The 13,065-nt window shown below is 64.2% G+C and carries 13 protein-coding genes; 3 read left to right on the plus strand and 10 right to left on the minus strand.

The genetic code is table 11. The features are described 5' to 3' along the window. Positions 1–106: 106 nt before the first annotated feature. The 3 genes from F3J44_RS04470 to F3J44_RS04480 are packed head-to-tail and all read right to left on the minus strand — an operon-like array spanning position 107 to position 2,735. Positions 107–1,078: a thymidylate synthase gene (locus tag F3J44_RS04470; protein WP_167066896.1), complete on the minus strand. Its 972-nt coding sequence runs from the start codon at positions 1,076–1,078 to the stop codon at positions 107–109. A gap of 51 nt (positions 1,079–1,129) precedes the next feature. Further along, entirely contained in the window at positions 1,130–1,936 is an 807-nt protein-coding gene (lgt, locus tag F3J44_RS04475) for a prolipoprotein diacylglyceryl transferase (protein ID WP_167066893.1), read from the minus strand. Between the two features lie 16 nt (positions 1,937–1,952). Next, on the minus strand, positions 1,953–2,735 hold the full coding sequence (locus F3J44_RS04480) for a sulfite exporter TauE/SafE family protein (protein ID WP_167066890.1): 783 nt from the start codon (positions 2,733–2,735) through the stop codon (positions 1,953–1,955). A 129-nt stretch (positions 2,736–2,864) separates the two neighbouring features. On the opposite strand from F3J44_RS04480, the gene F3J44_RS04485 reads away from it, so the two are divergent. Beyond that, the gene (locus F3J44_RS04485; protein WP_167270826.1) at positions 2,865–3,611 is read left to right on the plus strand and encodes an NRDE family protein; all 747 of its coding nucleotides are present in this window, start codon (positions 2,865–2,867) and stop codon (positions 3,609–3,611) included. Between the two features lie 180 nt (positions 3,612–3,791). Here the strand turns inward: F3J44_RS04485 and ptsP are convergent, their stop codons facing one another. Continuing rightward, complete coding sequence (ptsP, locus tag F3J44_RS04490) at positions 3,792–6,071, minus strand: phosphoenolpyruvate--protein phosphotransferase (protein WP_167066883.1); 2,280 nt, start codon at positions 6,069–6,071, stop codon at positions 3,792–3,794. 22 nt (positions 6,072–6,093) lie between these two features. Continuing rightward, entirely contained in the window at positions 6,094–6,573 is a 480-nt protein-coding gene (locus F3J44_RS04495) for an RNA pyrophosphohydrolase (RefSeq protein WP_003249017.1), read from the minus strand. A gap of 140 nt (positions 6,574–6,713) precedes the next feature. On the opposite strand from F3J44_RS04495, the gene F3J44_RS04500 reads away from it, so the two are divergent. Beyond that, the gene (locus tag F3J44_RS04500; protein WP_167066880.1) at positions 6,714–7,370 is read left to right on the plus strand and encodes an HAD family phosphatase; all 657 of its coding nucleotides are present in this window, start codon (positions 6,714–6,716) and stop codon (positions 7,368–7,370) included. Positions 7,371–7,422: 52 nt separating this feature from the next. Here the strand turns inward: F3J44_RS04500 and F3J44_RS04505 are convergent, their stop codons facing one another. Further along, positions 7,423–7,848 carry a DUF2269 domain-containing protein gene (locus F3J44_RS04505; protein WP_167270828.1) on the minus strand — a complete coding sequence of 142 codons (426 nt, stop codon included), beginning with the start codon at positions 7,846–7,848 and terminating at the stop codon, positions 7,423–7,425. A gap of 106 nt (positions 7,849–7,954) precedes the next feature. Further along, a complete protein-coding gene (gene ilvA, locus F3J44_RS04510; protein WP_167270830.1) occupies positions 7,955–9,469 on the minus strand; it encodes a threonine ammonia-lyase, biosynthetic in 1,515 nt (504 codons plus the stop codon). A gap of 133 nt (positions 9,470–9,602) precedes the next feature. On the opposite strand from ilvA, the gene rpiA reads away from it, so the two are divergent. Beyond that, positions 9,603–10,277, plus strand: coding sequence for a ribose-5-phosphate isomerase RpiA (gene rpiA, locus F3J44_RS04515; protein WP_167066871.1), 675 nt, complete (start codon positions 9,603–9,605; stop codon positions 10,275–10,277). Positions 10,278–10,364: 87 nt separating this feature from the next. On the opposite strand, the gene F3J44_RS04520 is transcribed toward rpiA, so the two are convergent. From F3J44_RS04520 to F3J44_RS04530, 3 genes are all read right to left on the minus strand, one after another. Further along, complete coding sequence (locus tag F3J44_RS04520; RefSeq protein ID WP_167270832.1) at positions 10,365–11,261, minus strand: SdiA-regulated domain-containing protein; 897 nt, start codon at positions 11,259–11,261, stop codon at positions 10,365–10,367. 80 nt (positions 11,262–11,341) lie between these two features. Beyond that, a complete protein-coding gene (locus F3J44_RS04525; protein ID WP_167066865.1) occupies positions 11,342–12,256 on the minus strand; it encodes an SdiA-regulated domain-containing protein in 915 nt (304 codons plus the stop codon). Between the two features lie 121 nt (positions 12,257–12,377). Beyond that, a complete protein-coding gene (locus F3J44_RS04530) occupies positions 12,378–13,043 on the minus strand; it encodes a fumarylacetoacetate hydrolase family protein (RefSeq protein WP_167066862.1) in 666 nt (221 codons plus the stop codon). Positions 13,044–13,065: the final 22 nt, after the last annotated feature.

Below are 13,065 nucleotides of genomic sequence, written 5' to 3' on the forward strand. Positions count from 1 at the left end.
GCCCCTGTAGGAGCGGGCTTGCCCCGCGAACACCGGCGAAGCCGGTGCCATCCACCGCGGTGCTTGCTTCGCGGGTCAAGCCCGCTCCTACAGGACAACATTCAACCTACACCGCCATCGGCGCGGTCATTGGCGCGTGGTGCTCATACCCTTCCAGGCTGAAGTCGCTCGGCTCGATCTGCTCCAGCCACTGCGGCTCATACTTGCCGGTTTTGGCGAACTCCGGCACGCGGTCGCTGATTACCAGCTTCGGTGCTTCCAGTGGCTCGCGCTTGAGCTGCTCGTTGAGCATGTCCAGGTGGTTCTCATACACATGGGCATCGCCAATGAAGTAGGTGAACCAGCGCGGGGTGTAGCCGGTCAGTCGGCCGAACAGCGACAGCAGCGCCGCGCCTTCGGTGAGGTTGAACGGCGTGCCCAGGCCCAGGTCGTTGGAGCGAATGTACAGGGTCAGGGAAATCTCCCGCGTCTCGACATTCGGGTGGAACTGGTACAGCAAGTGGCAAGGCGGCAGGGCCATTTCATCGAGCTGGGCGCAGTTCCAGCCGTGGAACAGGATGCGCCGGCTGCCCGGGTCGTTGGCGATGGTGTCCAGGCACTGGCGCACCTGGTCGATGGCCTTGTACAGCACGACGAACGCCACGCCATCCTCTTCGTCCTGGGCAATACGGCGGAAGCCGGCCTTTTCGGCCATTTCGATGGCGGCCGGGTTGCTCAGGGGAATGCGCTTGTAGCCCGGCCACTGGCGCCATTGCACGCCATAGATTTCGCCAAGGTCATCATGCCCCTGGCGGAACGGGTTGGCCAGCCATTGGGCGTTCTCGTTGGCGTTCTGGTCCCAGACCTTGCAGCCCAGTTCGCGGAATTCACCGGCGTTCTTCACGCCACGCAGGAAACCGACCATCTCGCCGATGGCCGACTTGAACGCCAGCTTGCGCGTGGTGATGGCCGGAAAGCCCTTCTGCAGGTCGAAACGCAGCATGGCGCCCGGCAGGCTGATGGTGCGGATGCCGGTGCGGTTTTCCTGCAGCGTGCCGTTCTCGATGACGTCGCGGACCAGGTCCAGATACTGTTTCATGGCTTACCTGTAACAAAAACGGCAGGGGGATCACCCCTGCCGTGGGAATAATCAGGCGGGTTTCGCCGTGGGTTTGCGATTATAAGCCCACCAGATCAGGCCAAGGCCAGCCAGGATCATCGGTACGCAGAGAATCTGACCCATGGTCAGCCAGCCCCAGGCAATGTAGCCCAGCTGGGCATCCGGCACGCGCACGAATTCGACGATGAAGCGGAAGATGCCGTAGAACAGGGTAAACATGCCGGACACCGCCATGGTTGGCCGTGGCTTGCGCGAGAACAGCCAGAGGATGACGAACAGCGCCACGCCCTCCAGGGCGAACTGGTACAGCTGCGACGGGTGGCGCGGCAGCTGGGCCGGGTCGCTGAAGGGCGGGAAGATCATCGCCCACGGCACGTCGGTGGGCTTGCCCCACAGTTCGGCGTTGATGAAGTTGCCGATACGCCCGGCGCCCAGGCCAATCGGCACCAGTGGCGCAACGAAGTCCATCAGCTCGAAGAAGGTCTTGTTGTTGCGCTTGCCGAACCACAGCGCCGCCAGCATCACGCCAATGAAACCACCGTGGAACGACATGCCGCCCTTCCACACCTCGAAGATCAGCGTGGGGTTGGCCAGGTAGGCGTGCAGGTCGTAGAACAGCACGTAGCCCAGGCGCCCGCCCACGATAACCCCCATCGACAACCAGAACACCAGGTCGGAGAGCTTTTCGCGCGACCAGGTGGGGTCGAAACGGTTGAGACGACGCGAGGCCAGCAGCCAGGCGCCACCGATGCCGACCAGGTACATCAGGCCGTACCAGTGGATTTTCAGTGGCCCGATGGCCACGGCCACGGGGTCTATCTGCGGGTAAGGCAGCATGGGGTTTCCTCTCGGTTCAAATCAGGAAGCTGAGGCCAACGCAGAACAGCAGCGCTGCGAACAGGCGTTTCAACAGGCGAGGCGACAGCGTGTGCGCCAGGCGCGCGCCGAAGCGGGCGAAGAACATGCTGGTCACGGCAATACCGACCAGCGCCGGCAGGTACACGAAGCCCAGGCTGTGCGGCGGCAGGTGTTCATCGTGCCAGCCCAGCAGCATGAAGCTCAGGGCGCTGGCCAGGGCGATCGGCAGGCCGCAGGCCGACGAGGTGGCCACCGCCTTCTGCATCGGCAGGCTGCGCCAGGTCAAGAACGGCACGGTCAGCGAGCCGCCACCGATGCCAAAGATGGCCGAGGCCCAGCCGATCACCCCGCCCGCGCCAATCAGCGCGGGCTTGCCGGGAATGCCACGGCTGGCCTTGGGCTTGAGGTCCAGGGCCATTTGCACGGCGATCACCAAGGCGAACACGCCGATGATCTTCTGCAACTGCGGGCCTTGGATCAACGAGGCGGTCTTGGCGCCGATACCGGCGCCCAACAGGATGCCCAGAGTCATCCAGGCGAAGATCGGCCATTGCACGGCACCCTTGCGGTGGTGTTCGAGCACGGCGTTGATCGAGGTGAAGACGATGGTGGCCAACGAGGTGCCGACCGCCAGGTGGGTCAGCACCGAGGCGTCGAAGCCCTGCAGGGTGAAGCTGAACACCAGCACCGGCACGATGATGATGCCGCCGCCCACGCCGAACAGCCCGGCCAGCACACCGGCACAGGCGCCCAACAGCAGATAGAGCACGAATTCCATTCGGCTTCCCCGTGAAAACAATCCGGCATGGTAACGGAAGCCGGGCTCGGGGCTCTAGTGAACTTCGTGACAGGATGGATCGGCCCAGCCGCTGTGGGTACAGTGGCAAAAAACACAGGGGCCAGACCTATGTGCCTGATCGTTTTCGCCTGGCGGCCGGGGCATGCCCTGCCGCTGATCGTCGCGGCCAACCGCGACGAGTTCCATGCCCGCCCAACCCAGGCCCTGGCGGCCTGGGAGGATGCGCCTGGGGTATATGCCGGGCGCGACCTGGAGGCTGGCGGCACCTGGCTGGGCGTAGGCCCCCAGGGGCGGTTTGCCGCGCTGACCAATATCCGCGACCCCAAGCAAGTGCTGGGGCCGCGTTCGCGGGGTGAGTTGGTGGCGGGTTTTCTGCAAGGTGAGCTGGGGGTTGAAGCCTACCTCGGCGAGGTAGCGGGCCGCAGCGGGCAGTATTCGGGGTTTAACCTGCTGGTGGGTGACGGGCGCCAACTGGGCTACCTGAATGCCCGCGAGGTGGCGCCGCGCTTGTTGGAAGCGGGGGTGTATGGGCTATCCAATGCCGGGCTGGATACGCCGTGGCCGAAGCTGGTGAAGGCGCGTGCAGGGCTGCAAGCGCTGCTTGAGACACCGGAGCCACAGCGTTTGCTGGCGCTGCTGGCCGATGGCGAGCAGGCGGCGGACGGCGAGCTACCGGAGACGGGGGTGGGGTTGGCGACCGAGAAGTTGCTGTCTAGCGTGTTTATTGCCAGCCAGAATTATGGGACGCGGGCGAGTACGGTGCTGATTGTGGATGATCGGGGGAGAAGGCGGCTGATCGAGCGCAGTTTTGGGCCTTTTGGCGGGCATTTGGGGGAGGTTAGCCTGGAGCTGTGATATCAGCCGCGCCGCGATCCCCTGTAGGAGCGGGCTTGCCCCGCGAACACCGGCGAAGCCGGTGCCACGCACCGCGTCGCCTGCTTCGCGGGGCAAGCCCGCTCCTACATAATTATCCGTTAAATCAGATAGTTATGTTTTTATGAGAGCGGGCTTGCCCCGCGAAAGGGCCGGCACAGGCTATAGGGTCTTGTTGGCCCCGGGCCCAATCATCCGCGCCAGCCCAAGGTTCTTCAGGGCCAACTGCAGCGAGCTGTGGATAACCTGCGGGTTGTCATGGCTCAGCGCCTCGGCCAGCAACTCCTGGGCCTTGCTCATGTTCACCTGGCGCAGCATCCACTTCACCTTCGGCAGGTTGGTGGCGTTCATCGACAGGCTGTCGAAGCCCATGGCCATCAACAAGATCGCCGCTGCCGGATCACCGGCCATCTCACCGCAAATGCTCACCGGCTTGCCTTCGCCGTGGGCATCGCGCACCACGGTGTGCAGGGCCTGCAGCACCGCCGGGTGCAAGTAGTCGTAGAGGTCGGCGACCCGTGGGTTGTTGCGGTCCACCGCCAGCAGGTACTGGGTCAGGTCGTTGGAACCCACCGACAGGAAGTCCACCTGCCGCGCCAGTTCCTTGGTCTGGTACACCGCCGCGGGAATTTCCACCATCACCCCTACCGGCGGCATCGGCACGTCGGTGCCTTCATCGCGCACCTCGCCCCAGGCGCGGTGAATCAAGTGCAGCGCTTCTTCCAGTTCGTGGATGCTGGAAATCATCGGCAGCAGGATGCGCAGGTTGTTCAGGCCCTCGCTGGCCTTGAGCATGGCGCGGGTCTGCACCAGGAAGATTTCCGGGTGGTCAAGGGTAACGCGAATGCCGCGCCAGCCCAGGAACGGGTTTTCTTCCTTGATCGGGAAGTACGACAGGGCCTTGTCACCGCCAATGTCGAGGGTACGCATGGTCACCGGCAGCGGGTGGAACGCCGCCAACTGCTCGCGGTAGATGGCCAGCTGCTCTTTTTCGCTGGGGAAGCGCTGGTTGATCATGAAGGGCACTTCGGTGCGGTACAGGCCCACCCCTTCGGCGCCGCGTTGCTGGGCGCGGGCCACATCGGCAAGCAGGCCAGTGTTGACCCACAGCGGCATGCGATGGCCGTCAGGGGTGACGCACGGCAGTTCGCGCAAGGCGTCCAGGCCCTGGGCCAGCTGGCGCTCCTCCTCCACCACGTCGCTGTATTGCTTGCGCAACACCTCGCTGGGGTTGGTGAACACCTCGCCCTTGTAGCCGTCGACGATCATTTCGATGCCGTCGACCTTGGAGTATGGCAAGTCGACCAGGCCCATCACCGTCGGGATGCCCATGGCGCGGGCCAGGATGGCCACGTGGGAGTTGCCCGAGCCCAGTACCGACACCAGGCCAACCAGTTTGCCCTCGGGCACCTCGCCGAGCATGGCGGGGGTCAGCTCCTCGCTGACCAGGATGGTGTTGTCGGCATACACCAGCGACTGCGAACGGGCCTCCTGCAGGTAGGCCAGCAGGCGCCGGCCAAGGTCCTTCACGTCCGAGGCGCGTTCACGCAGGTAATCGTCGTCCATCAGCTCGAAGCGGTTGACGTGCTCGCCAACCACCTGGCGCAGGGCGCCCTGGGCCCACTGGCCGGTCTTGATGACCTCGATCACCTCACCGCCCAGTGCCGCGTCTTCGAGCATCATCAGGTACACGTCGAACAGCGCACGCTCTTCCGGGCGCAGCTGGGTGGCCAGTTTGGCCGACAGCTTGCGCATGTCTTCGCGCACGCCTTCGAGGGCGTTGTTGAACAATTTGAGCTCGGCGTCGATGTCATCGACGGCCTTGTCTGGCACCACTTCGAGGTCGGCCGGCGGCAGCATCACCACCGCACGCCCCACCGCAGCCCCCGGCGAGCCCGGCACGCCAACGAAGCGCGCCTCCTGAATGCCCTTGCCCTGCCGGCCCAGGCCGCGGATGGAACCGGTGGCCTCGGCGTGGGCGATAACCCCGGCGAGCTGGGCGCTCATGGTGACCAGGAAGGCTTCCTCGCCCTCGTCGAACTGGCGCCGTTCCTTCTGCTGGATCACCAGCACCCCCACCACGCGGCGGTGGTGGATGATCGGCGCACCGAGGAAGGAGGCAAATTTTTCTTCGCCGGTTTCGGCGAAGTAACGGTAACGCGGGTGATCGGCGGCGTTTTCCAGGTTCAGCGGCTCTTCCCGGGTGCCCACCAGGCCAACCAGGCCCTCGTTCGGGGCCATGCTGACCTTGCCGATGGAGCGCTTGTTCAGGCCCTCGGTGGCCATCAGCACGAAGCGGTTGGTTTCCGGGTCGAGCAGGTACACCGAGCAGACCTGGCTGCCCATGGCCTCCTTGACGCGCAAGACAATGATCCCCAACGCCGTTTTGAGATCTTTGGCGGAGTTCACTTCCTGGACGATCTTGCGCAGCGTATTGAGCATGGCTCGGGGTCGAACTCCGTGGTCAGTCGCGCGTCAGCAGACGCGGTGCAAGCTCTTTCAGGGCGCGGCGGTACACTTCACGCTTGAAGGTCACCACCTGGCCCAGCGGATACCAATAGCTGACCCAGCGCCAGCCGTCGAACTCGGGCTTGCCGGTCAGGTCCATACGCACCCGCTGCTCATTGCTCACCAGGCGCAGGAGAAACCATTTTTGCTTCTGGCCGATGCACAGCGGTTGGCTGTGGGTGCGGACCAGCCGCTGGGGTAAACGATAACGCAACCAGCCGCGGGTGCAGGCAAGAATTTCCACATCGTCGCGTTCAAGGCCAACTTCTTCGTTCAGCTCGCGGTACAGGGCGTCTTCCGGCGTCTCGTCAGGGTTGATGCCACCCTGCGGAAATTGCCAGGCATCCTGGTTGATCCGTCGAGCCCATAGCACCTGCCCGGCATCATTCGTCAGAATGATGCCGACATTGGGGCGAAAACCATCCGGGTCGATCACGGCAGCAACCTCGCAAACGCATGTCACCGCATTGTTCCACAAAGCTTGCGAGCGCAGCAACGCGCCCGCCAAGCTTATGTGCAGCGAGGTGAAAACTCCGTATTCTGCGGGCCTCCCTGTGGCTGATGCGAGTGACCGCAATGCGCCTGGCTTTATTCGACCTGGACAATACCCTCCTCGGTGGCGACAGCGACCACGCCTGGGGTGACTACTTGTGCGAGCGGGGCATCCTTGACCCGGTTGCGTACAAGCGCCGCAACGATGCCTTCTACCAGGACTACCTCAACGGCACCCTGGACCTGCAGGCCTACCTGGCCTTTTCCATGGAGATCCTGGCGGCCACCGAGCCGGCCCAGCTCGACGAATGGCACCGCGACTTCATGCGCGACTGCATCGAGCCGATCATCCTGCCCAAGGCCCTGGCCCTGCTGCAGCAACACCGTGATGCCGGCGACCAGCTGGTGATCATCACCGCCACCAACCGCTTCGTCACCGCGCCGATTGCCCGGCGCCTCGGCGTGCGGGTGCTGCTGGCCACCGAATGCGAGATGCACGAAGGGCGCTATACCGGGCGCAGTACCGATATACCCTGTTTCCGTGAAGGCAAGGTGACGCGGCTGGCGCGCTGGATGCTGGAGAACGGGTTCAACCTGGAAGACAGCTATTTCTACAGCGATTCGATGAATGACTTGCCGTTGCTGGAGCGGGTGAGCCACGCAGTGGCGGTGGACCCCGATGCCACGTTGCGCGCCGAGGCCGAGCGGCGTGGCTGGCCGGTGGTTTCGTTGCGCGAGTGAGGTATTCCTGAGCCGGCCCCGTGAAAGGGCCGGCATGGGCACAACCGAACCTTCAGACCGGCTTGGCCCCCATCAGCCCGGCAATGGACACAAAGCACACCCCGCTGAACAGCGCCAGCGCCAGGGTAAACCGCAACCCCACAAGCTCGGCCTTGCGCAGCCGGTTCAGCCGCACCAGCAGCCACCACACGGCAAACGCGCCAAACGTATAAATGACGCTTGAGGCCAGCACCCAGGTCTGCCCCAGCGGCCAGCCCACCAGGTGCACCAGCCACCAGCCGGTGAACGGCATGCTCACCAGGCACACCCCCATCACCAGCCAGACGAACACCAGCGGCTTGCGCAGCAGCTTGGCGTAGGCCTCGGCATCGCCCCGGCGGCGGGCCCGAACCGTCCAGGTCGCCAGGCCCAGGGCGCCCAGCAGGAGCAGCGCCGTGGCCAGGATGTGCAGGGTTTTGAGGGTGGTCAGGTGTTCCATGATCCCGTCCTTCAGCAGGCCATTGGGCGTTGGCTTCTTCGCGGGGCGAGCCCGCTCCTACAGGGGGTTGCATTTCCTGCAGGGCCATCAGCCCAAGCTTAGCTTCTCAGCCCAGGAACAGCTTGTACGCCGGGTTTTCGGTTTCGTCCCAGTACGGGTAGCCGATCTTCGCCAGCGCCGCCGGCACCAGGTGGCGTTCGTCTTCGGGCACCTGCAGCCCGGCCACCACGCGCCCGTCGGCCGCGCCGTGGTTGCGGTAGTGGAACATCGAGATGTTCCAGCGCCCGCCCAGCTTGTTGAGGAAGTTGAACAGCGCACCCGGCCGCTCGGGGAATTCGAAGCGCAGCACCATCTCGTCGCTGGCCCCCGCCGAGTGGCCGCCGACCATGTGGCGGATGTGCAGCTTGGCCAGTTCGTTGTCGGTCAGGTCGGTCACCGGGAAGCCCTGCTCGCTCAACTGCTGCACCAGCGCTGCCCGAGGGTCGTTTTCCGGGTGGGTCTGCACGCCAACGAAGATGTGCGCCTCGTCCGAAGTGTGCTTGCGGTAGTTGAACTCGGTGATCTGACGCTTGCCGATGGCTTCGCAGAAGGCCTTGAAGCTGCCTGGGCGCTCGGGGATGGTCACCGCGATGATCGCCTCGCGCTTTTCGCCAAGCTCGGCGCGCTCGGCCACATGGCGCAGGCGGTCGAAGTTGACGTTGGCGCCAGAGTCGATGGCCACCAGGGTTTGCCCGGTCACGCCCTTGAGCTCGACGTACTTCTTGATGCCAGCAACACCCAAGGCACCGGCAGGTTCGGTGATCGAGCGGGTATCGTCGTAGATATCCTTGATCGCCGCACAGATTTCATCGGTGCTGACGGTGATTACTTCATCCACGTGGTGGCGGCAGATGTCGAAGGTATGCTGGCCGATCTGCGCCACCGCCACGCCATCGGCGAACAGCCCCACCTGCGGCAGCACCACGCGCTCGCCTGCGGCCATGGCTGCCTGCAGGCAGTTGGAATCATCCGGCTCGACGCCGATCACCTTGATTTCCGGGCGCAGGTACTTCACGTAGGCGGCAATCCCGGCAATCAGGCCGCCACCGCCCACCGGAACGAAGATCGCATCCAGCTGGCCCGGGTGCTGACGGAGAATTTCCATGGCCACGGTGCCCTGGCCGGCAATGGTGTGCGGGTCGTCATAGGGGTGGATATAGACGAAGCCCTTTTCATCGACCAGTTTCAGCGAATAGGCCAGCGCCTCGGGGAACGAGTCGCCATGCAGCACCACCTTGCCGCCACGCGAACGCACACCCTCGATCTTGATCTCCGGGGTGGTCTTGGGCATTACGATAGTGGCCTTGATGCCCATTTCACGCGCTGCTAGGGCCAGGCCCTGGGCGTGGTTGCCGGCCGAGGCGGTGACCACGCCACGGGCCAGTTCTTCCGGGGTGAGCTGCGCCAGTTTGTTGTACGCCCCGCGGATCTTGAACGAGAACACCGGCTGCAGGTCCTCGCGCTTGAGCAGAACCTGGTTGCCCAGGCGCTTGCTCAGCTGCCCGGCGCTGTGCAGCGGGGTTTCGACCGCAACGTCGTAGACGCGCGAGGTGAGGATCTTCTTGACGTACTGTTCGAGCATCGGGAAAGCATCACTGGCCGCGGGACAAGGGCTGGGAGTCTACCCCAGCGCTACGTCGGGCGACCACAGCAAAGCCGTGCGAGCCGTTATACTAGGCGACTTTGAAACCGCCCTGCCCCTTTTCGGAGCCCGCATGACCCAGGACCAACTCAAACAGGCCGTCGCCCAGGCCGCTGTCGACTTCATTCTGCCCAAGCTGGATGAAAAGAGCGTCGTCGGCGTCGGCACCGGTTCGACCGCCAACTTCTTCATTGACGCCCTGGCCCAGCACAAAACCGCCTTCGACGGCGCGGTCGCCAGCTCCGAGGCCACTGCCCAGCGTCTGAAGGGCCATGGCATCCCGGTCTACGAGCTGAACAGCGTCAGCGAGCTGGAGTTCTATGTGGACGGCGCCGACGAGAGCGACGCGCACCTGAACCTGATCAAGGGCGGCGGCGCGGCCCTGACCCGCGAGAAGATCGTCGCGGCCGTGGCCAAGACCTTCATCTGCATCGCCGACGGCAGCAAGCTGGTGCCGGTGCTGGGCGCCTTCCCGCTGCCGGTCGAAGTCATCCCGATGGCCCGCAGCCACGTGGCGCGCCAGTTGGTCAAGCTGGGCGGCGACCCGGTGTACCGCGAGGGCGTGGTCACCGACAACGGCAACGTGATCCTTGACGTGCACAACCTGCAGATCACCAACCCGGTGGAGCTGGAAGCGCAGATCAACGCCATCGTTGGCGTGGTGACCAACGGCCTGTTCGCCGCGCGGCCGGCGGACCTGCTGTTGCTGGGGACTTCGGAAGGCGTGAAAACGCTGAAAGCGCAGTAACCTGCTTCGCGGGGCAAGCCTGCTCCTACAAGGTAGACACCGGTCGCCTGTAGGAGCGGGCTTGCCCCGCGAATGGGCCTGCAACACTCAATCCAAAGCCCGCTTGAACACATAGAACAGATTCGGCTCACTGACCAGATAAAGCGTCCCTGCTTCATCCATCGCAATCCCCTCCGCCTGCGGCACCGTTGCCTTCAACCCCTGATACCCCTTGCGCAGCGACAAAGTGCTCAGCGGCTTGCCCTCCACATCCAGCTCCACCACCAGCCGCGACTCATCCGACAACGCCAGCAAGTGCCCGGTACGCTCATCGAACTGCAGGCTCGACAGGTCGCGCACGAACAGCCGAGCATCGCGCTTGCGGTCCTGCAGCACGTGCACGGCATAGGGTTGCCCAGGGTTGTCGTGGGGGAAGCCGCGCACCTCGTAGATCAGCATCGGGTCGCGCTCCTTGGCCACGAATAGGCGCTTGCCCGCCGAATCATAGGCCAGGCCCTCGAAGCCCTTGTTGCCATTGCGGCCGATGCCCAGGGTCAGTTGCTCGGCATCGCCGGCATCGAGGAACGCCGTGTCGTCTTCCAGGCGCACACGAATCAGCCGCTGCTCGCGCTCGTCGGTAATCACGTAACTGTTGGGGCCCACGTACTCCACCGCTTCCGGGTCGCCAAAGCCGGTCAGCGGCACCCGGCGCAGGATGCGCCCGTCCAGTGACAGCTCGATCAGCTCAGCGCGGGCGTTGGTCACGGTGAACAGGGTCTTGCGGTCGGGGTCGTAGGTCAGCGCCGACAGGTCGTCGTCCAGCCCCTGCACTGGCAGTGCCTCAACCGCCACCCGGTAGCGGTCCAGGCCAATGCCCTGCTCGGCCGGCTGCCACCAGGCCTTGAGGTTGAACCAACCGCGCTCGAACAGGCGGAACTCTTGCCCACCAAGAACGCCCAGCACGATCAGGGCAGGCAATACCAGAAACAGCAGGAAACGGCGCATGGACGCAAACTCGACACAAGGGTGGCGAAGCTAACCATGCCTGGCTGAAGCCTGGCTTAATGCCGGAAAAGCCTTCATCTTCAGGGTTTTTTCTTGAAGCGATAGAACAGGTTAGGCTCGCTGACCATGTACAGGTTGCCGTGCTCGTCCATGCTCACCCCTTCAGCCCGTGGGATGGTGTGCTTGAGGCCATTGAAGCCGCCCAGCAAGGTCATGAAGCTGGCCTGCTGGCCTTGCTCGTCGAGCTCCAGCAGCATGTTGGAATCGGCCGACAGCGCCAGCAAGTGGCCGGTGCGCGGGTCCACGCTCAGGGCGGACAGGTTGCGCAGGTCCAGCTCGTCGTTTTCCAGCAATTGCTTGCTGCCGTTGAGCGGGCTACGCCCGTCGGTGCGCCAGGTATAGAGTTTTGGCGGGCGCTCCTCGCCGATTACCAGGCGCTGGCGCATTGGGTCCCAGGCTACGCCTTCGAAGCCTTTGTTGCTTTTCACCGACTCGCCCAGGTCGTAGCTCAGGAAATCGGCGTGGTTCAGCGAAGTGGTCCGGGCATCGACCTTGACCAGGGTCAGGTCGTGCAGGCGCTCGTCGGTGATCGCCAGGTAACCGTCTTCCAGCACGGCAACGCCTTCGGGGTTGCTCCAGCCCACCAGCGGAATCTTGCGCAGCACGTCACCGTCGAGGCTCAGTTCCACCAGGAACGGGTGCTTGCCCATCACCGCGAACAGCGTGCGGGTGCTTGGGCTGTAGGCGATGTCGGAGGCTTCGTCCTCCTCCATGCCCGGCAGCACCTTGGCGTCGATGTCGGCTTGATAGTCCGGCAGCCATACGCTTTCGCTGCGTTCGGCGCTGCTTTCGAAGCGCTCCTTGACCCACAGCAGGCCGCGGTCATCCCAGTGCATGGCGGCGGCCACGCCATAGCCGATGATGGCGACAACGGCCAGCACGAAAGGCCTGCGCAGATAGAAGCGGCGCTTGTTGGAGACGGCGGTCGATGGCATCGAAGGGTCCTGGGGGAGCGGGGCAAAGATCCGCGCATTATCCGGATGGGGTGTGAAAAAACGGTAAACCGCGGCGCCTGCTTCGCGGGCTTGCCCGCGAAACAGGCGACGCAGTTTCTGCTCAGAGCACCCGGCTCTCGAACCTGCACACGCCCGGCAATTCCAGCACCAGCTCATCACCGACATTGAACGGCCCAACCCCGGCCGGGGTGCCGGTGAGGATCACATCACCGGCCTGCAGCGAGAACTGCGCCGCCATGTGCTGGATGATCGGCACGATCGGGTTGAGCATCATCTTGCTGTTGCCATCCTGGCGCACTTCACCATTGATGGTCAGGCGCACCGGAATGTCGGTCACGTCCTCGAAGGAAGCTGCAGACACGAACGGCGGTAGCACGCAGGCGCCGTCGAAGCTCTTGCACAGCTCCCACGGCAGGCCTTTTTCCTTGAGTTTGGCCTGCACGTCACGCAGGGTCAGGTCCAGCGCCGGGGCGTAGCCGGAGATGGCATCGAGCACTTCTTCCTCGGACGCATTGGCCGACAGCGGCTTGCCCAGCAGCACGGCGATCTCGGCCTCGTAATGCACCGAACCACGGTCGGTCGGGATCTTGAAGCCACCTTCCAGCGGCACCACGCAACTGCCCGGCTTGATGAACAGCAGCGGCTCGCTGGGAATGGGGTTGTCCAGTTCCTTGGCATGCTCGGCATAGTTGCGGCCGATGCATACCACCTTGCCCAGCGGGAAGTGGATGCGGGTGCCGTCTACGTACTGGTGCTGGTAACTCATGGCCGACTCCTCTGGATACTGC

Origin of the sequence: Pantoea sp. Tr-811 (genome assembly GCF_011752535.1) — a bacterium.
In the GTDB taxonomy this organism is placed as follows: domain Bacteria; phylum Pseudomonadota; class Gammaproteobacteria; order Pseudomonadales; family Pseudomonadaceae; genus Aquipseudomonas.

Excerpts from the sequence above, each read along its gene's own strand:
- F3J44_RS04470 (WP_167066896.1), bottom strand. The coding sequence starts at position 1,078 with ATGAAACAGTATCTGGACCTGGTCCGCGACGTCATCGAGAACGGCACG.
- lgt (WP_167066893.1), bottom strand. The coding sequence starts at position 1,936 with ATGCTGCCTTACCCGCAGATAGACCCCGTGGCCGTGGCCATCGGGCCA.
- F3J44_RS04480 (WP_167066890.1), bottom strand. The coding sequence starts at position 2,735 with ATGGAATTCGTGCTCTATCTGCTGTTGGGCGCCTGTGCCGGTGTGCTG.
- F3J44_RS04485 (WP_167270826.1), top strand. The coding sequence starts at position 2,865 with ATGTGCCTGATCGTTTTCGCCTGGCGGCCGGGGCATGCCCTGCCGCTG.
- ptsP (WP_167066883.1), bottom strand. The coding sequence starts at position 6,071 with ATGCTCAATACGCTGCGCAAGATCGTCCAGGAAGTGAACTCCGCCAAA.
- F3J44_RS04500 (WP_167066880.1), top strand. The coding sequence starts at position 6,714 with ATGCGCCTGGCTTTATTCGACCTGGACAATACCCTCCTCGGTGGCGAC.
- F3J44_RS04505 (WP_167270828.1), bottom strand. The coding sequence starts at position 7,848 with ATGGAACACCTGACCACCCTCAAAACCCTGCACATCCTGGCCACGGCG.
- ilvA (WP_167270830.1), bottom strand. The coding sequence starts at position 9,469 with ATGCTCGAACAGTACGTCAAGAAGATCCTCACCTCGCGCGTCTACGAC.
- rpiA (WP_167066871.1), top strand. The coding sequence starts at position 9,603 with ATGACCCAGGACCAACTCAAACAGGCCGTCGCCCAGGCCGCTGTCGAC.
- F3J44_RS04520 (WP_167270832.1), bottom strand. The coding sequence starts at position 11,261 with ATGCGCCGTTTCCTGCTGTTTCTGGTATTGCCTGCCCTGATCGTGCTG.
- F3J44_RS04525 (WP_167066865.1), bottom strand. The coding sequence starts at position 12,256 with ATGCCATCGACCGCCGTCTCCAACAAGCGCCGCTTCTATCTGCGCAGG.
- F3J44_RS04530 (WP_167066862.1), bottom strand. The coding sequence starts at position 13,043 with ATGAGTTACCAGCACCAGTACGTAGACGGCACCCGCATCCACTTCCCG.